Source organism: Flagellimonas allohymeniacidonis, assembly GCF_004296335.1.
Taxonomy (GTDB): Bacteria; Bacteroidota; Bacteroidia; order Flavobacteriales; family Flavobacteriaceae; genus Flagellimonas; species Flagellimonas allohymeniacidonis.
Genome location: NZ_SGIU01000001.1, coordinates 1,021,963 through 1,043,546, shown reverse-complemented (window position 1 = coordinate 1,043,546; position 21,584 = coordinate 1,021,963). Strand labels below are relative to the sequence as shown.

General features: G+C 43.1%; 21 protein-coding genes. 11 read left to right on the top strand and 10 right to left on the bottom strand.

Translation table 11 applies throughout. The features are described 5' to 3' along the window. Positions 1 to 107: 107 nt before the first annotated feature. Positions 108 to 1,556 (bottom strand): glyceraldehyde-3-phosphate dehydrogenase, encoded by a 1,449-nt coding sequence (locus tag EW142_RS04675; RefSeq protein ID WP_130610342.1) that lies wholly within the window; start codon positions 1,554 to 1,556, stop codon positions 108 to 110. 128 nt (positions 1,557 to 1,684) lie between these two features. Then, entirely contained in the window at positions 1,685 to 3,076 is a 1,392-nt protein-coding gene (locus EW142_RS04670; protein ID WP_130610339.1) for a S1C family serine protease, read from the bottom strand. A gap of 133 nt (positions 3,077 to 3,209) precedes the next feature. On the opposite strand from EW142_RS04670, the gene dapF reads away from it, so the two are divergent. From dapF to EW142_RS04650, 4 genes are all read left to right on the top strand, one after another. Then, on the top strand, positions 3,210 to 3,986 hold the full coding sequence (gene dapF / locus EW142_RS04665) for a diaminopimelate epimerase (RefSeq protein WP_130610336.1): 777 nt from the start codon (positions 3,210 to 3,212) through the stop codon (positions 3,984 to 3,986). Next, positions 3,980 to 4,513 carry a GNAT family N-acetyltransferase gene (locus tag EW142_RS04660; RefSeq protein WP_130610334.1) on the top strand — a complete coding sequence of 178 codons (534 nt, stop codon included), beginning with the start codon at positions 3,980 to 3,982 and terminating at the stop codon, positions 4,511 to 4,513. The genes dapF and EW142_RS04660 overlap by 7 nt, the downstream gene beginning before the upstream one ends. Then, complete coding sequence (gene mltG, locus EW142_RS04655) at positions 4,503 to 5,546, top strand: endolytic transglycosylase MltG (protein ID WP_130610331.1); 1,044 nt, start codon at positions 4,503 to 4,505, stop codon at positions 5,544 to 5,546. The genes EW142_RS04660 and mltG overlap by 11 nt, the downstream gene beginning before the upstream one ends. A 158-nt stretch (positions 5,547 to 5,704) precedes the next feature. Beyond that, positions 5,705 to 6,349, top strand: coding sequence for a lysozyme family protein (locus tag EW142_RS04650; protein ID WP_130610328.1), 645 nt, complete (start codon positions 5,705 to 5,707; stop codon positions 6,347 to 6,349). Between the two features lie 52 nt (positions 6,350 to 6,401). Here the strand turns inward: EW142_RS04650 and EW142_RS04645 are convergent, their stop codons facing one another. The 3 genes from EW142_RS04645 to dnaA are packed head-to-tail and all read right to left on the bottom strand — an operon-like array spanning position 6,402 to position 9,024. Further along, positions 6,402 to 7,130, bottom strand: a complete 729-nt coding sequence (locus tag EW142_RS04645; RefSeq protein WP_130610325.1) for an SAM-dependent methyltransferase — start codon at positions 7,128 to 7,130, stop codon at positions 6,402 to 6,404. Next, on the bottom strand, positions 7,117 to 7,584 hold the full coding sequence (locus EW142_RS04640) for a low molecular weight protein-tyrosine-phosphatase (RefSeq protein ID WP_130610322.1): 468 nt from the start codon (positions 7,582 to 7,584) through the stop codon (positions 7,117 to 7,119). The genes EW142_RS04645 and EW142_RS04640 overlap by 14 nt, the downstream gene beginning before the upstream one ends. A 15-nt stretch (positions 7,585 to 7,599) precedes the next feature. Next, positions 7,600 to 9,024, bottom strand: coding sequence for a chromosomal replication initiator protein DnaA (gene dnaA / locus EW142_RS04635; protein ID WP_130610319.1), 1,425 nt, complete (start codon positions 9,022 to 9,024; stop codon positions 7,600 to 7,602). Between the two features lie 202 nt (positions 9,025 to 9,226). Here dnaA and EW142_RS04630 point away from each other — a divergent pair, with 202 nt between their 5' ends. Then, a complete protein-coding gene (locus tag EW142_RS04630) occupies positions 9,227 to 9,625 on the top strand; it encodes an acyl-CoA thioesterase (protein ID WP_130610317.1) in 399 nt (132 codons plus the stop codon). Here EW142_RS04630 and EW142_RS04625 read toward each other — a convergent pair. From EW142_RS04625 to ribD, 4 genes are read right to left on the bottom strand one after another with little or no spacing between them, the layout of a single operon-like run. Continuing rightward, entirely contained in the window at positions 9,622 to 10,233 is a 612-nt protein-coding gene (locus tag EW142_RS04625) for an IMPACT family protein (RefSeq protein WP_130610314.1), read from the bottom strand. The genes EW142_RS04630 and EW142_RS04625 overlap by 4 nt on opposite strands. Continuing rightward, the gene (locus tag EW142_RS04620; RefSeq protein ID WP_130610311.1) at positions 10,233 to 11,096 is read right to left on the bottom strand and encodes a DMT family transporter; all 864 of its coding nucleotides are present in this window, start codon (positions 11,094 to 11,096) and stop codon (positions 10,233 to 10,235) included. The genes EW142_RS04625 and EW142_RS04620 overlap by 1 nt, the downstream gene beginning before the upstream one ends. Then, positions 11,096 to 11,698: an HAD family hydrolase gene (locus tag EW142_RS04615; RefSeq protein WP_130610308.1), complete on the bottom strand. Its 603-nt coding sequence runs from the start codon at positions 11,696 to 11,698 to the stop codon at positions 11,096 to 11,098. Before EW142_RS04615 ends, EW142_RS04620 begins: the two co-directional genes overlap by 1 nt. Further along, a complete protein-coding gene (gene ribD, locus EW142_RS04610) occupies positions 11,695 to 12,744 on the bottom strand; it encodes a bifunctional diaminohydroxyphosphoribosylaminopyrimidine deaminase/5-amino-6-(5-phosphoribosylamino)uracil reductase RibD (RefSeq protein ID WP_130610306.1) in 1,050 nt (349 codons plus the stop codon). The genes EW142_RS04615 and ribD overlap by 4 nt, the downstream gene beginning before the upstream one ends. Before the next feature lie 38 nt (positions 12,745 to 12,782). On the opposite strand from ribD, the gene EW142_RS04605 reads away from it, so the two are divergent. From EW142_RS04605 to EW142_RS04590, 4 genes are read left to right on the top strand one after another with little or no spacing between them, the layout of a single operon-like run. After that, the gene (locus tag EW142_RS04605) at positions 12,783 to 13,259 is read left to right on the top strand and encodes a GNAT family N-acetyltransferase (RefSeq protein WP_130610303.1); all 477 of its coding nucleotides are present in this window, start codon (positions 12,783 to 12,785) and stop codon (positions 13,257 to 13,259) included. Between the two features lies 1 nt (position 13,260). After that, a complete protein-coding gene (gene prmC, locus EW142_RS04600; RefSeq protein WP_130610300.1) occupies positions 13,261 to 14,160 on the top strand; it encodes a peptide chain release factor N(5)-glutamine methyltransferase in 900 nt (299 codons plus the stop codon). 31 nt (positions 14,161 to 14,191) lie between these two features. Next, a complete protein-coding gene (gene ligA / locus EW142_RS04595; protein WP_130610297.1) occupies positions 14,192 to 16,192 on the top strand; it encodes an NAD-dependent DNA ligase LigA in 2,001 nt (666 codons plus the stop codon). After that, positions 16,189 to 16,488, top strand: coding sequence for a hypothetical protein (locus EW142_RS04590; RefSeq protein WP_130610294.1), 300 nt, complete (start codon positions 16,189 to 16,191; stop codon positions 16,486 to 16,488). The genes ligA and EW142_RS04590 overlap by 4 nt, the downstream gene beginning before the upstream one ends. Positions 16,489 to 16,567: 79 nt before the next feature. Here the strand turns inward: EW142_RS04590 and EW142_RS04585 are convergent, their stop codons facing one another. Beyond that, positions 16,568 to 17,491 carry a hypothetical protein gene (locus tag EW142_RS04585; RefSeq protein ID WP_130610292.1) on the bottom strand — a complete coding sequence of 308 codons (924 nt, stop codon included), beginning with the start codon at positions 17,489 to 17,491 and terminating at the stop codon, positions 16,568 to 16,570. Between the two features lie 253 nt (positions 17,492 to 17,744). Here EW142_RS04585 and EW142_RS04580 point away from each other — a divergent pair, with 253 nt between their 5' ends. Then, positions 17,745 to 19,160, top strand: coding sequence for a BspA family leucine-rich repeat surface protein (locus EW142_RS04580; RefSeq protein WP_130610289.1), 1,416 nt, complete (start codon positions 17,745 to 17,747; stop codon positions 19,158 to 19,160). 202 nt (positions 19,161 to 19,362) lie between these two features. Next, positions 19,363 to 21,555 (top strand): BspA family leucine-rich repeat surface protein, encoded by a 2,193-nt coding sequence (locus tag EW142_RS04575; RefSeq protein WP_130610286.1) that lies wholly within the window; start codon positions 19,363 to 19,365, stop codon positions 21,553 to 21,555. The last annotated feature ends 29 nt before the right edge of the window (positions 21,556 to 21,584 follow it).

The window sequence follows — 21,584 nt, the reverse complement described above, 5'->3', positions numbered from 1 at the left end:
TTGTAATACTTTAATTTAGATTGAGGGTAGGGCGAAATTACATCAATAAACGAAAAATCAAAAGAAAAACTGCTTCACCTTACCCGAACCAACCCAGAGAACACATTTTAATAATAGGTATACCGTCTTACCTTGGCAATATATTTAGCCAAACGAATGACTTGATGAGAGTAACCAAACTCGTTATCGTACCAAATATATAAGACCAAACTTTTGCCATCTGCGGAAACCAAAGTAGCCTTGCTGTCATATATGGAGGGAGCCGAGGTTCCTACAATATCGGTGGATACCAATTCGTTGCTCAAAGAGTATTTGATTTGTTCCACCAAGTCACCTTCCAAGGCATACTTTTTAAGAATGGTATTGACACTTTCCTTGGATGTTTTGGTTTTCACTTCAAGATTCAATATGGCCAGTGAACCGTTGGGAACTGGAACACGAATGGCATTGGAGGTCAATTTTCCCTTTAAACCGGGCAAGGCCTTTGCAACTGCTGCACCGGCACCCGTTTCGGTAATGACCATATTTAGGGCCGCTGCTCTACCTCTACGGTACTTGTTGTGCATATTGTCCACCAAGTTTTGATCGTTGGTGTAGGCATGAATGGTTTCAATATGTCCCTTCTTAATACCCAAGGAATCCTCCATTACCTTTAAAATAGGAGTAATGGCGTTAGTGGTACACGAGGCGGCAGAATACACTTTGATTTTATCCGGGTCAAATTCCGCGTGATTCACGCCATGCACAATGTTGGGCACCTCCTTACCAGGGGCAGTGAGCAGTACCTTACTTGCGCCTTTGGCCTCTAAATGCCTTGACAAAGAAGCCTTATCCCTAAAAGCTCCAGAATTATCGATAATCAAGGCATTATAAATACCATATTTTGAATAGTCTATGTTTTCGGGCTTGTCCGCACTGATAAACTTTACTGTGGTTCCGTTGATAATCAATGCTTCATTCTCTTCATCAATATCCACAGTTCCCATAAATTGACCGTGTACCGAATCGGTTTTCAATAAGGCTGCTCTTTTCTCGAGAACCTCTTGACTCAAATCACCCCGTACTACGACGGCCCTCAATCGCAATTGACTTCCACGACCGGTCTTCGCCATCAACTCTCTGGCAACCAAACGTCCGATACGTCCGAAACCGTAGAGTACTACATCTTTGGGTTTTATTTCTTTGGAGGCATGTGCATCAGTCAATTTATCCAATACAAAGGCCTTCACATTTAAATTGGTGTTTTCTTCGGAATGATATTCGTAGGTCAGTTTACCAATGTCCAATTTGGCAGGGGGAAGGTTAATATCATTGATGGCCCTTAAAATTTCCACCGAATCAAAAATCGAAATCGGCTTTTGAACAAACTCCCCCGCGTATTCATGCAGGTTGATGATGTCGCTTACATTCTTATCAATAATCTGATTTTTGAAAAGTACCACCTCAATGGCCCTGTCGTACCATAAATCGCTGATTATTTTTATGAATTCGGTAGTTGCTTTTCGTCTATCGGCTTGAAACGCCAGTTCTTTTTCGTAGGAACGGATGTCGCTCATTATTTGGTAGGATTCTAGTTTTATTAAATTTTCGGCAAAAATATATATTTCAAACGTTTTCGTAAAGGGTTTGGTCATAAAAAAACACCCTTAAGAGGGTGCTCTTCATAGTTTGATTATTTTGAATTTTATTGAAGAATGAGCCTTTCTTTTTCACCTTTTTCATTGACCATGGTAAAGCTGGTTCGGCCATACTTTGAAATTTCATCAAAGCGTTCTTTTGCGTCATCAATATTGTTGATTTCATTGCCGTCAACTTCGGTGATTACTTTGTTTTTCAAATTATATCGACCATACCCTTCTGGTACGTCAATAATTTTCACTCCTCTTTTCACTCCAAAGGTCTTTTGGTCCTCTTTGGTCAAGTTTCGAACCAAAAAGCCGGTTGTAGGCAAAATGAGGCTTTGCTGTTTTTTAAGCCGCACTTGTTTGGTTACTTGCCTCCCATCGCGGTCCACAATGACGTCCACAACATCACCAGGTCGTTTTGAAGAAAGATATCCAGTAAGCTCTGAAAACTTACTGATTCGGATATTATCTATTTGCTTGATAATGTCACCTTCCTCTAGTCCGGCTTCTTCAGCTCCTGAATCCTGAGTGATTTGGGAAACATATACGCCTTGAACCTCGTCGAGCCCCATCTCAATGGCTTGTTTTGAGTTGACATTTAGCGCGGATATACCCAAAAGCCCACGCTGCACGTTGCCAAACTCCATGATATCTTCTATTACCTTTTTAGCAATATTGCTAGGCACTGCAAAGGCATAGCCTACATAGGAACCTGTTTGCGAGGTAATAGCGGTGTTGATACCAATGAGATCACCGTTGGTGTTGACCAAAGCACCGCCGCTATTTCCAGGATTAACAGCCGCATCGGTCTGTATAAAGGACTGGTTTCTACCCAAGGACCTGGCTTTTGCGCTAACGATGCCCGCTGTGACCGTTGATGTTAGACTAAAAGGATTTCCGACCGCCAAAACCCATTCACCCACCTTGGCATTGTCCGAATCTCCAAAGGCTAAATATGAAAGAGGTTGATTTACATCTATTTTTAAAAGTGCAATATCGGAGTCTTTATCGGCTCCGACCACTTCAGCCTCGTAGGTTTTTTTGTTGTTTAAGGTCACCTCCAACTGACTGGCATTTGCGATGACATGATTATTAGTTACGATATAACCATCAGGAGAGATAATAACTCCAGAACCCGTTCCTATCTGTGGAGTCTGCTGGCGCTCGTACCCATAGAAGAAATCAGATATGCTGTTGTTACCTTTATTGATGGTCAAGTTTTTTACATGAACTACAGAGTTAACGGTTTTTTCAGCCGCAATGGTGAAATCCACTTCGTTGATTCCTGCCCCTTTGGCGGAAGTGGTCAATCCGCTTGTGCTCACAAACGGAACTTCTTCGTTGGAATTCACCCATTTGTAGGTGTCTTTTTCAAAAAACAGTTTATACGCTCCCAGCGTAATTGCCCCTGCAAATAGGGATACAATGAACAATCCTGCTATTCTTTTCATAATTCAATAATTATTTAACAATAAGCTTCAACAAAATTAAATGAAATCATTTCTGGCTTAGTCGGTTTAACTCCCTTTTAACTACAAAATTTTCCCTAAATAATGCCCTATATTTGTTCTTTTGCATCAGATTATGAAATTGGATTTCTTCAAATACCAAGGAACGGGAAACGATTTTGTACTTGTCGACAATCGCCATGAAATCTTCCCCAAAAACGATACCAAATTGATTGCTAAGATCTGTGATCGAAGATTTGGCGTGGGTGCAGACGGACTCATCTTGCTTGAAAATGACAGAATGACGGATTTCAAGATGGTGTACTATAATTCCGATGGGGGAGAAAGTACCATGTGTGGTAATGGGGGGAGATGTTTGGTGGCCTTTGCAAAATACTTGGGAATCATTGATACTGAGGCCACTTTTGTTGCCATTGATGGGATTCATACAGCTCAAATCCGAGGGGATATTGTGAAGCTAAAAATGCAGGATGTTGAAGAGATAAAAGTGAAACCCCAATATAGTTTTCTGGATACGGGATCTCCGCACCATGTACAACTGGTAGATGCCCTTGACGATATGGACGTACCGTCAGAAGGAGCGAAGCTTCGGTATGGTTTATACGGAAAACCTGGGAGCAATATCAATTTTGTTTCACAATCTGGGGCAGATTCATTTAACGTAAGAACTTACGAACGCGGGGTTGAGAATGAGACCCTTTCCTGCGGAACTGGAGTGACTGCCGTGGCTTTGGCCATGCACCGAGCAGGTAAAACCGTGTCGAATCAGGTTCAGGTCAATACCCCGGGTGGTGAATTGGAAATTAGTTTTGATGTGGCCAATAGTGGTTACACAGAAATATATTTAAAAGGCCCTGCCACACAAGTTTTTAAAGGAACATTGGAATGGTGAATCTAAGGGGGAAACATATTTCACTGCGTGCCCTTGAACCTAAGGACCTCGATTTCTTGTACGAATTGGAGAACGATGCTTCCATTTGGGAAGTTAGTGGCACCTTAAAACCCTATTCAAAAAAGGTGTTGCAATTGTATCTAGATAATGCACATCGGGATATTTATGAGGTAAAACAACTAAGGTTGTGTATTTGCAACGGGGAGGACGATTGTGTGGGATTGATAGATCTATTCGATTTTGACCCCAAAAACCGGAGGGCAGGTGTCGGATTGGTCATTTCGAACCCGGAAGATAGAAATAAAGGATGGGGTGCCGAGGCCCTGTCCATACTTGGTGATTATGCCTTCTCTATTCTCGATTTACACCAGCTCTATGCCAATATTTTGGAGGACAACCACACAAGTATTCACCTCTTTGAAAAATTGGGTTTTGAAAAAGTAGGCCTCAAGCGTGAGTGGGTACGGACCAACCAAGGTTTCAAAAACGAAATTATGTATCAAAAAATAAATCCAAATGTATCTTAAAAAGGTTCTTTGGGCGGCAGCTCTGTTGGGTTTGGGTATTTGCGGTTTTATCTTTTACCAGATCTATGCGGCCATTTTCAATCCAAATACGAAATTCAACAATGAAGAAGCTTTCGTATACATTAATTCCGATGCAACTTTTGCTGAAGTAAAGGAACAACTGCAACCATTATTACGAAGTGTTTCTACTTTTGAGTCCGTGGCTGAACGTAAGGGGTATGTAACCCATATTAAGGGAGGCAAGTATGCCATTAAAAAAGGGATGAACAACAACGAAATCATCAATACCCTTAGAAGTGCCAATACTCCGGTTCGGGTTTCCTTCAATAATCAAGAGTCGCTACCCGCTTTGGCCGGCAGAATTTCGGAACAGATTGAAGCGGATAGTTTAGAATTAGTGCAAGCATTCAACGAATCTAGCTTTCTTAACGGAAATGGTTTTGACCAGGACACTAAACTGGGTATGTACCTGCCCAACACCTATGAATTCTTTTGGAATACATCTGCACATAGTTTTCGAGACCGAATGTTCAAGGAATATCAAAGGTTTTGGAACGAGGAACGTATTCAGAAAGCCAAAGATTTAAACCTTACGCAAAATGAGGTCATTGCGTTAGCTGCCATTGTCCAAAAGGAGACCGTTAAGATTGACGAACGGCCACGCGTGGCAGGAGTCTACATCAACCGCCTTAAAAGGAGAATTTTACTTCAGGCGGACCCAACAGTAATATACGCCATTAAAAAGGAAACCGGAAATTACGATACCATAATCAAACGGGTTTTGTATCGTGATTTGGAAATGGATTCTCCCTACAATACCTATAAATATGCCGGAATTCCACCGGGTCCCATCACTATGCCCGATATTTCTTCCATAGAAGCCGTGTTAAACCCCGAAAAACACGACTATTTGTTCTTCGTGGCCGATGTTTCCAACTTCGGATATCATCGTTTCGCCGAAACTTTGGCGCAGCACAACCGAAACAAGGTGCAGTACATACAATGGCTCAATAGCCAAAATTTACGTAGATAAAGGCTTTTACCGTTAATTATCAGCGGTTTAACGTTATTTGGGTCGGTTTTAAGAAAAACTTATGAGCTTTATCATTGTTAACAAAAAAGACTCCTCCTATATTTGCCGGCCAATTTTGGTTCGGTGCCTTAGGCAGTGAATTCTTAAATATGTGAATTATGAAAAGATGGACCAGTTTTGCTTTACATCTTGCCATGATTGTAGTCTTTACGAGTTTCGGCTCGTTCTCGGTAACCAAAAAGGAATCACCCAAAGTTCCTGAATCGCTCCGAGTGACTTTAGAACTTGAACCTATTGTTCTTCAACAACAGAAAACCCCCGTTGAAGAAATTGCTGTTAACCCGCCCTTCTTAGGAAAATCATTCAATGGTTTTAAAGAAGCCTTGGCTTTTAAAGAGTCTCAAGGGAGGTATCACATTGTAAATACATTGGGATATCTTGGAAAGTATCAATTTGGAAAGAATACCCTTCGATTGATGGGTGTTTATGACATTCAAGGATTTTTACAAGATGCAGCATTGCAAGAAAAAATGTTTGAAATCAACGTTGCCCGTAATAAGTGGATTTTGAGAAGAGATATCAAGCGCTTTAACGGAAAACGTATCAGAGGTATTGAAATTACGGAATCTGGAATTTTGGCGGCCGCCCATTTAGCGGGTGCCGGAAATGTGAAAAAGTATCTTCGTTCTTATGGAAAGAATGACGTGGCAGATGCTTACGGCACTACGATTTCGAAATATATGAAGAAGTTTGCTGGATATGATGTTTCAGAAATTCTTCAAAAAAGAAACGCCAAAGTTTAAAATTTAGTTTTGGTGGTGATACAGAACCGGAATCAAACTGATTCCGGTTTTTTTATGCCTGAATGATAAAGATCGTTGGTCTCTTGTTCAAATCCGGGTTCAATTCTGACCATTCGTGAACAATTTTGGTTTGGATAAACTCCGTGGGCAATGTAATATCGGTTGCGACACACAACCTTGTATTTTTTTGAAGGGTGCGGGTAAGTTCTTTTAAGAGCTTGTCATTCCGGTAAGGGGTCTCCATAAATATTTGGGCTTGCCCTGTCTCTCGAGAGGTTCGCTCCAATTTTTTGATCATGGCTTTTCGCTCAGGTCCCTCAATGGGCAAATAGCCATTAAAGGCAAAATTTTGTCCATTCATGCCACTGGACATCATGGCCATAAGAATGGAAGAAGGCCCGACCAGGGGAACTACTTGTATCCTCTTTTCATGGGCCACTCTGACCACTTCACCGCCAGGATCGGCGATTCCGGGACAGCCAGCTTCGGACAGTACGCCTACATCATGACCGTGGATACAAGGATCCAGATAACTCGGAATTACCGCGGGGTCTGTGTACTTGTTGAGAGGTTCGATGTGCAGATCAGGTTGGGATTTGCTAGGGCTCACTTTTTTGATGAACCTTCGGGCCGTTTTCTCATTTTCAACAATGTAATGGTCAATATTTTCAATAGTCCTCTTTATAGATATGGGCAAAACCTCCAGTGGTGCTCCATCTCCCAAAGTGGTCGGAATCAAGTATACCTTGCCGGCTACCAAACTGGGTTTAGTTTCTTCCATAACCCTCTATTTTTTTTGCAATGACCTCACAGGCTGCATCGATCATTTGAAAAACCTGTTCAAAACCTTCAGCTCCACCGTAATAGGGGTCTGGCACTTCAGTTACCCCCAAATCTACCTGTTGCAGCAAGAGTTGAACTTTCAATCTATCAGCTTCGTTTTGGGCCAGGCTCACAATGTCTGCATAATTGCTCAGGTCCATGGCATAGATATAATCGAATTCCAGAAAATCTGAGTAGGAAAATTTGCGACAACGTTGCTTGCTGATATCCAGGCCATAATTCTGTGCCACGGCTATGGATCTTGAATCAGGAGGACTGCCAATATGATATCCCGCCGTACCAGCTGAATCTACCCAGACCGTTTCGGGGTTTATTTTGGATGTCAAAATACCCTCAGCCAATGGAGACCTGCAGATATTTCCCAAGCAGACCATCAAAACCTTGGTTTTCATCAAAGTACGGGATTGTTAGGAGAATTTTTTGCTCAAATCCTCAATATATTTTCTGAACTGCTTGTCGGTCTCTGCCAAATTGTCGACGGTTTTGCAAGCATGTAATACCGTGGCATGGTCTCTTTTTCCGATTTGGGAACCGATGCTTGCCAAGGAGGCCTTGGTGAACTTTTTAGCAAAGAACATGGCCAATTGCCTTGCTTGAACAATGTGTCGCTTACGAGTTTTTGATTGTAGGGTAGCCACATCCATTTCAAAATAGTCCGAGACCACTTTTTGAATGTAGTCAATGGAAACTTCCCTTTTGGTGTTTTTCACGAACTTTTCAACCACCTGTTGCGCCAATTCCAAAGTGACCTCACGCTTGTTGAAAGAAGCTTGCGCAATCAAGGAGATAATGGCGCCTTCCAGTTCGCGGATATTGGTCTTGATGTTCTTGGCCACATGATCAATGATTTCCTCGGGCATTTCTACCCCATCACGATATAGTTTGTTCTTTAAAATGGATATCCGGGTTTCGTAATCTGGACTTTGAAGCTCTGCGGACAGTCCCCATTTGAATCGAGACAGCAGACGCTGTTCGATATCCTGCATATCCACTGGGGCTTTGTCTGAGGTTAAAATAACCTGCTTCCCATTTTGGTGAAGATGGTTGAAAATATGAAAGAAAACATCCTGGGTTCCAGACTTTCCAGAAAGAAACTGGACATCATCAATGATCAATACATCTATCAATTGATAAAAGTGGATGAAATCGTTACGGGTATTCTTTTTTACCGACTCAATATATTGTTGGGTGAATTTTTCAGCAGAAATATAAAGTACCGTTTTCTCCGGGTACTTATCCTTTATTTCAACTCCAATGGCATGGGCCAAATGCGTTTTCCCCAAACCAACCCCTCCAAAAACCAAAAGTGGGTTAAAAGAGGTACCCCCGGGTTTATTGGCTACGGCCATACCTGCCGAACGAGCCAACCGATTGGAATCCCCTTCCAAGAAATTATCAAAATTATAACTGGGATTGAGCTGGGACTCGATTTTTATATTCCTAATTCCGGGAATAACAAATGGGTTCTTTAGCTCAGGACTTTTTGAGGTGATGGGAACATCAAGCTCTTGAGGATCCATGGAGGTTCTATTAGAACTTGGAATTTGCTCCGTAAAAGGTTCTTTGTTCCCGTACTTATTTTCCATCTTAATAATGTAGATAAGCTTTGCGTTTTTACCCAGCTCTTTGGTCAAGGCAACTTTTAAAAGCTTTACATAGTGCTCTTCGAGCCATTCATAGAAAAACTTGCTGGGAACTTGAATGCTCAGGGCATTATCTGCAAGCTTGATGGGCTTAATAGGTTCAAACCACGTTTTGAATGCCTGCGGTTGGATATTATCCTGGATAAAAGCCAAACAGTTGTTCCATACGGAATTTGCAGTAACACTCATAAAAGTTTTCCCTTGTTTGTTGGTTAGCTAGATGCTTTTTTAGATGAAAGCATCTAAGGTTGAAAGATGCTTATCGGATGCGACAAATATGTAAACAAATCTTTTAAAAAAAAAATCAAAACTGGTTGAAAGTTTTATTTTTTTTTCGCATGTTTCCTTAATGTTAACCAAGCTTTTAAATATAAAGTTTTTCGCTTAAAATATGCGATTAAATTCACATTCTTTTCGCGTGCGCTATGGCGAAACCGACCAGATGGGCGTGGTGTATCACGGTAACTACGCGCAATACTTGGAGATGGGCAGGGTAGAGTGGTTAAGGGCTTTGGGCATTACCTATAGGAGCATGGAGGAAAATGGAATCATGTTACCTGTAATTTCCTTACAACTACATTATAAAAAATCAGCACTGTATGATGACCTTCTTACAGTTGAAACACAACTTGTAAAAACCCCCAAAGTTAAAATAGAATTCGACTATAAAATCTATAACGAGGAAAAGGAACTTTTGGTCGAGGCCCATACGGTTTTGGCCTTCATGAACAAAACCTCCCAAAAACCGATGATGTGCCCAGATTATATTCTGGAAAGGTTGGACCCTTAAATCTTTCGAATTGAAATCGAGGGCAGCTCGTTGAAATATTCAAATATAATGTCGGACCTGCTTTTGGGGACGGAAATTATAAAACAGCAATCCATCTCCATTTTCTGCGATTCAATTTCTATTGGATGCTGTTTGATCATTCGCATCACCTTGCTCATTTCCGAATAGCTAAAATCAAGTTGAAAATTCTCTACTACCGTTCGCTCCTCAATATCTGAACTATCCAATGCCATTTCGGCTGCAGCGCGATAAGCCTGTATGAGTCCCCCGACCCCAAGTTTGGTTCCCCCAAAAATTCGGACCACAGCGACCAGCAGATTGGTGACCCCAAAGGATTGGATTTGCCCATAAATGGGCATGCCAGCTGAATTATTGGGTTCTCCATCGTCATTGGCACGAAATCTAGGATTATCAATACCTAGCTGCCAGGCATAACACACATGATTTGCGGAAGCATGTTTTTTTCGTAATTCCTCAACTATGGGCTTTACTTCTTCCTCGGTTTGAATAGGAAAGGCATACCCAAAAAACTTACTTTTTCTATCCTTAAAAAGAATTTCTACCGAAGGTCTTGTTAGTGTTTTATAGATGCCTGTTCCGTTCTCCATTAAAAAAGGGCTACTAAAACAATACTTACAACAGCCAGCAAGATCCCACTCCAGTTTTTGATGCTCATCCTTTCCTTAAATAACAGAATGCCCAAGAAGGTCGAAAACATAACAATGGCCACATTGTTGATGGTAAAAATGGAAGCACTGGCAAATAGGTCATTTTGTAGTGCCCTTAAAAGGAAAAAGATGGAAAAGTAGTTGGGGACTCCCAGCAGAATCCCACCTGCAAGATTTCTGTAGTTCACTTTCAGGGGTTTTTTGCGAAGGTTTACCAGAATGAACAATAGACCGGTAAAGGCCGCTGCCCCAAAAATCATAGCAGAGAAAATAGCCACCTCTTCATTGGAGAGATGTCTCTCCTCAAAATATTTCATGCTGGTATCGATAATGCCAGAACCCAGAAATACCAAAAAGGGCAAGAGTAACGCCTTTTTGGGAACAGCGCGGGCATTCCCTTTAATGGAAGCAAAATAGACGGCCGCCAATGCCAAAACGATTCCCAGAATTTGTAGTACTGAAAGCTGTTCTTTGTAAAGCACCATCCCAAACACCACCGGAATCGCCAAGGACATTTTTGTGGCAACAGATGCAACGGACACCCCGGCCACCTGAGAGGTCTTGGCCATAAGATTGAAGATGACTATAAAAAGAACACCCAAGGCCAAAGTTCCCAAAAACCAGGACTGTGCAAACACCTCACTAAGGTTTAGTGAACCCTCATAAAGTAAAGTTCCGGTTATAAAAGCCACCAAATAGTTGACGATTATGGCATATAAGGTCTGTACATTGTATACATCGAACAACTTGAAAATAACAAAGATGAGGCTGGAGCATAGAACACTTAAAGCAAGGTCTAACATTATAGGTGCAACTTTAATTGGGTAATATCCTCTTTGCCGACCAGAAGGTTCCAGGTTTTGATGCCCAACTGCGATGCCGCATCCGTATTGTCCTTAGTGTCATCCACAAATAAAGTTTCATGGGGCCGTAGATGGTTTTCTTGTAGCACAAAATCGAAAATTTCTAGATCAGGTTTCCGCATGCCCATCTCATAAGAGAGATAGAAAACATCAAACGCATTTTTGAATCGGGCATACTTTTCCAGGCCCATGGTCTGTTTCACATATTCAATATGAATGTCGTTGGTATTGCTCAAAAGAAACAAACGATACTGATTTTCAAGGGCCAATTGCTCAACAAACTCTAAACGGGAATCAGGAAATTCCAAAAGAATGGCATTCCAAGCCTTGATCAAATCAGATTCGCTGGCCTTGGGAAACTCAGCGGAAACCACTTCCAAAAATACAGTGCTCGAAACTGTACCTTTCTCATAGGCTTTAAAAAGCGCATCCAACTTAGGGGTCACCCCTGTAAAACCAAAAGGAACCATGGCCCTTGCCGTGGCAGGTTTGTCGAGATTGATGAAAATGTCGCCAAAATCCAGTATAATGTTCTTGATCATGGGGTAAGTAGGGTTAAAGAATCGGATTGTATTTTCGTTGAGGTCTTCACTTTTCCAGAAATTTTGGGAGCAACAAGCCCATTTCCAAAGGTAATCTCTCCCCTAAAAATTCGCGCTTCATCCCATAGTTTGGCATCTATGAAAGTCTGTAGGGTCTGTGTGCCACCTTCAACAATCACCGAGTTGATGGAATTGCGGTACAGGATTTCACAGATTTGAGTTGCAAGTTCCCTGTTGAAATCTGCTATTTCATAATGCACACCCTTTATCATTTTGTTCGCATCCGAGTTTTGTGTGATGACTATGGACTTTGATTCTTGATCAAGAACCTTGAAGTCCTTGGGAATCCGTAAATCACGGTCCAACACAATCCGGATGGGATGCTTTCCAACCCAATCCCGTAAGGTCAAACTGGGGTTATCTTCCAAAACGGTTTGGGTTCCCACTAAAATGGCCTGTTCCTCGCTTCGCCATTGATGCACCCTTTGTCGAGAGTAGGAGTTGGTGATCCAATAAGGCTCTGGGGTATTGGACCGAGCCGATTTTTCTGGAGCGATAAAGCCATCCTGTGTTTCTGCCCATTTCAGAATAATGTATGGGCGTTGACGTTCGTGAAAGCTCAAAAACCTTTTGTGGTGTGCGCGGCATTCTTCCTCTAAAACACCGATGGTCACCTCGCACCCGGATTTCTTCAATTTTTCAATGCCCTTTCCACCAACTTTTTCATGTGGGTCCAACAGCCCAATAACCACTTCAGGAATTTGGTATGCTATGATCAAATCCGCACAGGGCGGGGTCTTGCCAAAATGGAAACAAGGTTCCAAGGTCACATATAAGGTAGCCTTTTCAAGTAATGACTTGTCTTCTACGGATTCTATGGCGTTCACCTCGGCATGTGGACCTCCGAACGGACTGGTGAAGCCTTCTCCAATGATGGAATCCTGATGAACGATTACACATCCAACCATAGGATTTGGCGCTGTGGAACCTAGGCCATTTTCGCCCAACTCAATGCAACGTCGGATGTATTTTTCGTGTATCTTCACCCAGCAAAAATAGAACAATAAAGCGCAATAAAACTGCGATGGTCATTCGAGAAATCAAACCCGAAGATAATGCACAAGTAGCTCAGGTCGTGCGAAAGGTTTTGGAAGATTTGGGCGTTCCGAAAGTGGGCACTGCCTATGCCGATAAAGCCTTGGATGATATGTATTCGACCTACAATGTTCCCAAGGCCACCTATTTTGTGGTGGAGGACAACGGAAGGATTTTCGGTTGCGCCGGAATTGCACAGTTGGATAATTATGAAGGCAATGTGTGCGAGCTACAAAAAATGTACTTTTTGGATGAATTGCGCGGCAAGGGACTGGGCTCTAAAATGATTTCGGTCTGTTTGGACAAAGCTCGTGAATTCGGGTTTGAAAAATGCTACTTGGAAACCATGCCCTACATGAAAGCCGCCCAAAAACTCTATCAAAAAAATGGGTTTGAATACATCGATGCCCCCATGGGCAACACAGGACACTATTCTTGTCCGGTTTGGATGCTAAAAGAACTGTAAGATGCTTCTGGCCGATATCAAAAACATCTTTCATAAAGAATTGGACGATCTATATCCGGTCGAGGAGGTAGATTCTTTTTTTTATCGGGTCATTGAGCATTATTTGGGATTGGAGCGCTTTGTTTTGGTTTTACAGCCCCAGCTCACCATTACCAAAGAAGAGGAGCAGCCCATTTTTGAAGCTTTGGCCCAATTGCGATTGGAAAAACCACTCCAATACATTTTGGGAATTGCCCATTTCATGGATTTGGAAATCAAGGTCAACGAAAATGTGCTCATTCCTCGACCAGAAACGGAGGAATTGGTACAATGGGTTATTTCAGACCTCGAACACCCAACATCCAACACCAAGCACCGGGCATCAAGCACCAAACACCAAACACCCGACCTAAGAATTCTCGACATCGGAACAGGCAGCGGATGTATCGCCATCGCCATCGCCAAAAATTGGCCAGCTGCCCAGGTTCATGCCTTGGACATTTCCGAAGAAGCCTTACAACTTGCAACTGAAAACGCTAAGTTGAACGAGGTTTCAGTGGAATTTTTTCAAGGAGACATCCGAAACATTTCAGAAAACATCGCACAGGAGTACGATATAATCGTTTCCAACCCTCCTTATGTTCGGGAATTGGAAAAGAAAGAAATTCAAAATAATGTAAAAAAATATGAGCCGGGCCTTGCACTTTTTGTACCTGATGAGGACCCCTTGGTTTTTTATCGCACCATTACGGAGTATGCCACAACACACTTAAAACCTGGCGGGAAATTGTTTTTGGAAATCAATCAATATCTATCCAAAGAAACCGAACAGCTCTTAAGAGATTCGAATTTTGTCAATCTGGAATTACGGAAAGATATTTTTGGTAATTTTCGAATGCTAAAAGGAGTAAAGACCTCATAGGGTAATTTGCGATCAGCCCAAAATGTAACTAATGGATGCCAAACAAAAAATAACTGCCCTTCGCGAAGAACTTCGGGAGCACAATTACAAATACTATGTCCTCGATCAGCCCACCATATCTGATTATGAATTTGATATGAAGCTCAAAGAGCTTCAGGAGTTGGAGGCCGCTCACCCCGAATTTCATGACCCAACCTCACCAACCCTAAGGGTTGGGGGCGAGGTGACCAAGAATTTTGAGACCGTGGCCCATGAACACCGCATGTATTCCTTGGATAATTCCTATTCCAAGGAAGACCTGGAAGATTGGGAAAAACGCATTCAACGGATTCTGGGCAATGTTGAGGTGGAATTCACCTGCGAACTCAAATACGATGGAGCCTCCATAAGCCTTACATATGAAGAAGGAAGGTTGGTGAAAGCCGTGACCCGCGGTGACGGATTTCAAGGCGATGATGTCACCACCAACATTAAGACGATCAAATCAGTGCCTTTGCAATTGAAAGGCAACTACCCTCCCAAATTCGATATCCGCGGAGAAATAATCTTGACCTTGGAAGGTTTTGCCAAAATGAACCAAGAACGCATCGCCAATGGGGAGGAACCCTACATGAATCCCAGAAACACCGCCTCGGGAAGCTTGAAATTGCAAGACAGCGCCTTGGTGGCCCAACGTCCTTTGGAGTGCTTATTGTATAGTGTTGTTGGGAACGGCCTAAGCATTTCTTCCCAATTTGAAGTTTTGGAAAAAACCCGGTCTTGGGGTTTCAAGGTGCCTACAGTGGCTAAGTTGTGCAAATCCACCACTGAGGTCATGCAATTTGTAAATCATTGGGATGTACACCGTCATGACCTACCCTACGAAACAGATGGGGTTGTGGTCAAGGTCAATAACATACGGCATCAAGAAGAATTGGGATATACCGCCAAATCCCCGCGCTGGGCCATGGCCTATAAATTTAAATCGGAACAAGCTTCAACAGTGCTTCACGAGATAACCTATCAAGTAGGTCGAACCGGAGCCATCACACCCGTGGCGAATTTAGAACCCGTACTCTTGGCGGGGACCACGGTAAAAAGAGCTTCCCTCCACAATGCAGACCAGATTGCGAAGTTGGACATTCGCAAAGGCGATACGGTTTTTGTGGAAAAGGGTGGCGAAATTATTCCGAAAATCATTGCGGTGGACTTTACAAAGCGTCCCAAAGACTCCCAACCCACCCAATACATTACCCATTGCCCCGAATGCGGCACGGAATTGATTCGCAATGAGGGTGAGGCCCAACATTTTTGCCCCAATGACGTGGGCTGTCCTCCCCAAATCACAGGCCGCATACAACACTTTATTTCCCGTAAGGCGATGGATATTGAAGGATTGGGTGGTGAAACGGTGGAATTGTTGCACAAAGAAGGCCTGATTCAGAATTATGCAGATTTGTATACCCTCACCAAGGAACAGATCATGCCTTTGGAACGCATGGCCGAAAAATCAGCGGAAAATTTGGTAAATGGGGTGGCAGCTTCAAAGGCCATACCCTTTGAGAGGGTCTTGTTTGCGCTTGGAATTCGATATGTGGGGGAGACCGTGGCCAAAAAACTCGCCAAGGCCTATAAAAATATTGATGCTTTGATGGCAACTACTGCAGAGGAACTGGTCGCCGTGGATGAAATAGGTGAACGCATTGCAGAAAGTGTGGTGGAGTTCTTCGGAGAGGAAAGCAATGTTCAACTTGTACATCGACTCAAAGATTATGGCTTACAGTTTTCCTTGTCAGAAGAACAATTGCAAAACCAAACGGATCATTTAAAAGGCCAAACCTTCGTAGTGTCTGGGGTTTTTGCAACCATCAACCGTAACGAATTGAAAAAGTTGATTGAGGACAATGGGGGCAAGGTGGCTTCCTCGGTATCTTCAAAAACAAGCTTTTTGGTGGCAGGGGAGAATATGGGCCCCAGCAAACGGACGAAAGCCGAAAATTTGGGCGTGCCCATCATTTCGGAACAAGAGTTTCTTCAAAAATTAGAGGGATGATTCCTAAGGACTTTGATGCCTTTCAAGAAACTTTGGATACCTCCGCCCCGAGTAAAAGTTGGTCATTGGCCCTACAATCCCTCTGGTGGGATGCCAAAGGCGATTGGAATGCATCCCACAACATAGCACAAGACCTCAATACCGACATGGGAAGTTGGATTCACGCCTATCTGCACCGCAAGGAAGGTGATGATTGGAATGCCGGCTACTGGTACCGCAGGGCTGGCCAACCTTTTCCAAAGATCAGCTTGGAAGCTGAGCTGAAACAATTGGTCGAAGCGGCACTTTCCTCATAAAATTTCAATCGAAGACAACGCCGGAAGGGAATCACTGAACCCGCAACATTGTTGGTGACCTGCCATTGAACAAAAAAAGCTACTGCTTAAAGTATTCCGTTTTGTAGAACTGACCCAGCTCTGGCGTCAAGAGCAAAACTTCGGGTTTATCTTTCCTCAGGCCGATGGTCCAGTTTTCAAACATTTCCCAGGCATCATTTACAAAGATGGGCTCCCCGTACTGTGCCACCAATTTTTTACGTAGGCGGTCTTCTTCGCCCTTGCCGGTCAGGATCCATACCACATTGAGCTTGCCATCACCGAATCGCGCTTCAATTTTTCGCGGAAACCCGGCGTAGTCCACTCCAAAGCAATTCAGCTGCAACTGGGCATTGGGGTCCGAACCATCGAGCTTTTGCTCATGTACAAAACTGCTATTGGCTTCAAATAGGGGGCGAAGCGTCTCGAGATCAGCGCCCATTTCAATAAAATCAGGAATTTCTGCAGAAACGGAGTGTTCCATTTCCACAGCACCGCCTTTGGTGAGATAGGGATTCTCCCAAGTAAACAAATTGGGATGCATGGCCTCTTCGGTCAGTATCCAAACAATGTCTTTTTCCATATTTCCGAATATACGCTCCTTAAAAAGCACCTTATAGCCCATAAAGGTCTGAGCGGTATCTTTTCGAGCTTCGATAAGGGTGCTGACGGCATTGCCCCGTGCCTCTATATACTGCAGTTGGTCATCAGCAAAAGTAAAAACAACTTGTGCCAAGATGCCTTGTTCGGTTTTAAGGTTGGTGCACAACAAATGGATTTCGGAATCCTTCGCCAACGGAAAGGTCGGCTGATCTAGGGACAAAACGGAATGGGAAAGTACGTGATTGCCAATTTTCGCTTTTACCGTTTCTACAGATTCATAAAAATTGACTTCGCTAATCGGTGTTTGGTTCTGTGCAAAAGCACCATGCGCCATCAGGATACTGACGGCACACAGTGTTGCTTTCTTGAAATTGAAATGCATGGTTTTTTTGATTGATGTTTGTTCTCGATTGATGAGGTTTTGTTGATTGATGTTTGGTCTAAAGAGTATTCCAAAATGGCATTGTTACAGTAGCGAATATTTTTTTTGAAAAAGATGATGTCTTCACTGAAGACTAAAATCAAATCAACCCAAAGCGGGCCTTGGTCAATCGGTGGCCTCGTTCCGTAAAACACTCACCCTTAAAATACAAGAAACCCCATAGTTTCAGGCCTTAACCTTAAAAAAATCTAAAATGAAATTTTACAAAACAACCTTTTTTGCCGTTTTGATGATCACTGTGATTGGCTGTAGCAAAGACGATGGGCCAAAAGAAGTGCCCGCAACCAACAGTGCCCCTAAAATGGCCATCCAATCCTTTACCGCTTCTGAGGATGTATCCGATACTGAGGTAATTGGCACCGTTACAGCAATCGATGCCGATGGTGACGCCCTTACCTTTAGTTTGGTTACCAACGACGCCGACCTGTTCGAGATTACCCAAAGTGGAGCCATTAGCCTTGCGGCTGGCAAACAACTGGACTATGAGAAAGAACAGAAGCACAGTTTTACCGTCAGCGTTACCGACGGGGAAGAAGAGGTGAACGCACAGATCAACATTAACGTTGATAATACGATTGAAAGCCTTTTTGAAGACCCAGAGGCATTTATCACCACTTGGAAAACAAAGAACAATGCCGAAACCATCACCATTTACACCCGTGGAGAACTGCAATATAACTATACCATTAATTGGGGAGACGGCACGACCCAGCAAATTACAAGCAGTGATGATGCGGAGCATACATACACCCTAGCGGGTACGTATACTGTGGCCCTAAAGGGCCAGTTCCCGGCCATTAATATGGGTGAAGCAGAGGAAGACATACCTGCCCTTGCAAGTATTGACCAGTGGGGCACCAATCTATGGCAAACAATGGAAAATGCCTTTATGAATTGCACGACAATGGTACACAATGCCATCGATGCTCCTAACTTACCCCAAGTGACCTCCATGGCATATATGTTTTATGAATGTTCTATGTTTAATGGCGACATAGGTAGTTGGGATGTGAGCAACATAGAGTCTATGTCCCGCTTATTCTCATATGCTAGTTTGTTCAACCGTGATATTGGCGACTGGGATGTAAGCCAAGTAACGGACATGAATTCCATGTTCACCCACGCAAGTTCATTTAGTGGAAATCTGAGTGCTTGGGATGTAAGCCAAGTGACCGATATGGAACAAATGTTTTTGGGTGCTGAGGTATTCAATAGTGATATCAGCTCTTGGGAGGTCGGTAACGTGACCAATATGGGATGGATGTTCAGACAGGCAAGTTCATTCAATCAAGATATAAGTGATTGGAATGTTGGCAACGTAACCAATATGTATGCCATGTTCACCGATGCAACGTATTTCGACCAAAATATCGGTAGCTGGAATATAGGTAAAGTTTTGAATATGCAATTGATGCTCAATAATTCTGGTCTTTCCAGTGAGAACTATAGCGCTACCTTGATTGGCTGGGCCGATCATGTTTCGCCACCACAAGAAATTGAATTGGGAGCTGATGGCCTTATCTATTGCGGTCCTGAAGCCATAGGAGCAAGAGATTCCTTGGTCAATGATCATGGCTGGGACATAACTGGAGATGCCGTATGCAACTAATAAAAATATAAACAAAACGTGATTCAAATATGTTCACGAATTTGGGATGTATGGCACCCAAGCGAGATCGCTTGGGTGTTTTTTTATCCCGTCAACCCAAAACGGCCCTTGGTCAATTGGTGTACTGGGTCCATAAAACAAGGTCACCCCAAAATTTCCGCAACCCCTAATTTCAATTTGTTAAACCAAAAAAACACCCGTGATGAAATTACGTGACCTACTTCTTTTTGCCTCTTTTGCAATCTTGGTCTTTGCCTGCAGCAAGGACGATGAAAAACCCAATACTCCGCCCAAAATGGCCGATCAGGCCTTTACCGTGGCGGAAAATATACCCGATTCCCAAATAATCGGCACCCTCCAGGCCACCGATGCCGACGGGGATGCCCTTACCTTTGAGATCACCACAAACAACAACAAGCTGTTCGAGATAACAGAAGCGGGCGCCCTGAGCCTGGCCAGTGGAAAGAGCCTTGATTTCAACACCGCCCAATCGCACCAGATCACCGTTAGCGTTAGCGATGGGGAGGACGAGGCCACCGCCAAGGTGACCATCACCGTCACCAATGTGAACTCCAGCGCCATGATCGAGGACCAAAGCTTTTCGGTGGTTGAAAATATAGAGGATACCTTTGAGATAGGCACCGTGGTGGCCAATGACGAGGACGGTGACGAACTTGTTTTCAGCATCACCACCAACGACAATGACCTATTTGAAATTACCGAAGCTGGCGTATTAAGTTTGGCCGAGGGGGAAAACCTTGATTTTGAGACAGCAGACGCTCATACCATCACTGTTGAGGTAAACGATGGCACGGCCACCGCCGCTGCCGAGATCACCATCAACGTGACCAACGACAACGACAATGCCCCCGAAATTGAGAATCAGCAATTTATCGTGACTGAGGACATTGATGATGCCGAAGAAATTGGAATCGTTGTGGCTAGTGATCAAGACGGGGACGAATTGACTTATAGCATTGTGACTAACGACGCCGACTTGTTTGAAATTACCCAAACAGGTATGCTGAGCCTGGCCGAGGGACAAAATCTCGATTTTGAGATCGCCGAGTCTCATGCAATAACCGTTGCCGTAAATGACAGCACCGAAACTATTACCGCAGAGATTACAATAACCGTGACCAATGTGAACGACAATGCCCCTGAAATGGAGGACCAAGCCTTTGTCGCCGCAGAAAATATAGAAGATATAACCGTGATTGGCATGGTGGTCGCTATGGATCTTGACAGTGACGAACTTGTCTTTAGCATTAGTACTAACGATGGCAATCTATTTGAGATTACGGACAGTGGGGAGATTAGTTTGGGCCAAGGCCAACAGTTAGATTACAAGACCAAAACAGCACATGAAATCATTGTAAGTGTTACAGATGGGACTGAAATAGCAGAGGCTCATGTAAGTATTACTGTTTTAGATGCTTTTAAAAGCTTTGCCGACGATCCTGAATGGTTTGTTACTACATGGAGGACCGATGAAAATGGGGAGACCATTACCATTTTCACCCATATTGAGCGAACCTATAACTACACTATTGATTGGGGAGATGGCTTCATTGAAGACATCACCGAAAGTAATGATATACACCACACCTATAATACTTTAGGGACATACAAAGTAGCTATAAAAGGACAGTTCCCCGCATTTGGCATGGGGATGGGTAATGCACCTAATACTGCCCTGAAGAGTATCGATCAATGGGGATTCATTGAATGGGAAACCATGGAATATGCTTTTGCCAGATGTGAGCAAGTGGTTAGCAATGCTGTTGACGCTCCCAATTTGTCTTCCGTAACGGACCTTTCAAAGATGTTTTGGTATTCATTTAATTTTAATGGGGACCTAAATAATTGGAATGTAAGTAACATCACTAAGATGGAATCAATGTTTCAAAAAGCTGAAAAGTTTAATGGAAACATCAGCGGTTGGGACGTCAGCAAAGTGGAAAATATGAACAGCATGTTTTCTGGTGCTAGGGTTTTTAACAGAGATATTAGTACTTGGCAAGTAAATAATGTGACTAGTATGGCCTATATGTTTACCGAAGCGGAGAGTTTTAATTCAGACATTAAAGACTGGGACACCAGCAAGGTAAATAATATGAATCGAATGTTATTTAAAGCGTCTTCGTTTGACAAAAGTTTAGGAGATTGGGATATTTCCAATTCTTCCAATTTGTCAAACATGCTCTCTGATTCTGGTCTTTCCCAAGAAAACTACAGTGCTACTTTGGTCGGCTGGGCCAGTTTAGAATCCCCACCTCAAGGAATAACCTTGGGGGCCGATGGACTCACCTATTGTGATGAGGGCATTGCCGCCAGAGACTCCTTGGTCAATGACGATAGTTGGCAAATAGTAGGAGACTCCCAATGCAATTAAAATAAATTAAAAAATACAAATCCGTGGTA